Source organism: Bacillus nitratireducens, assembly GCF_001884135.1.
Lineage (GTDB): Bacteria > Bacillota > Bacilli > Bacillales > Bacillaceae_G > Bacillus_A > Bacillus_A nitratireducens.
The window spans coordinates 1-620 of sequence record NZ_MAOC01000046.1 but is presented as its reverse complement, the minus strand read 5'-3'; the positions used below and the strand labels follow the sequence as shown (position 1 = coordinate 620).

At 39.5% G+C, this 620-nt stretch carries 1 pseudogene; it reads right to left on the bottom strand.

Features of this window, described 5'->3' with window-relative positions:
- A pseudogene (locus BAU23_RS15700) lies at nucleotides 1-620 on the bottom strand (DNA translocase FtsK); the annotation flags it as partial.

Genomic DNA, 620 nt, shown 5'->3' with positions numbered 1-620 from the left:
CTTGCTGCACTGGCTTTTCTTCCACTTGTGGTTCTACTACCACTTGCTGCACTGGCTTTTCTTCCACTCGTTCACTGGCAGTTGATTGCATTACGTTCGTTCTTGCCGCATGTCTTTCCATTAATTTCTTTCTGTCTTGCTTTAACATGACAACATTAAATGGGACATGACGTTTTTTCTCACGTTTCGGTTCTTCTATTTGTAAAGCAGGCTGTTCTTCAGCAACTTGCTTCTTTTCTTCCGCTTCTTCAATTAAAACGTTCGCAAAGTTTTGAACATCTTTCTTTGTTTGCTCATCCGTTTCTGAAATTGGTACGAATACTTCACTTTCTTCCTTGAACGTAATTGTTTCTTGTTGAGAAATCACTGGTTGCCCTGCAACTGGTGTATTTTCCACTAAATCTGTATTCATTGTTTCTTCAATTACTGTTTCTTGAGAAATTGGTTCTTCTTCCTTAGTACCCTCTAACTTCGCAACTTCTTCTGCTGCTTCCTCAGATTTCTCTAATTCCACAACTTCTTCTGTCGCTTCCTTAGCTTCTTCTAATTCCACAACTTCTTCTGTCGCTTCCTCAGATTTCTCTAATTCCACAACTTCTTCTATTGCTTCCTCAGTTGCT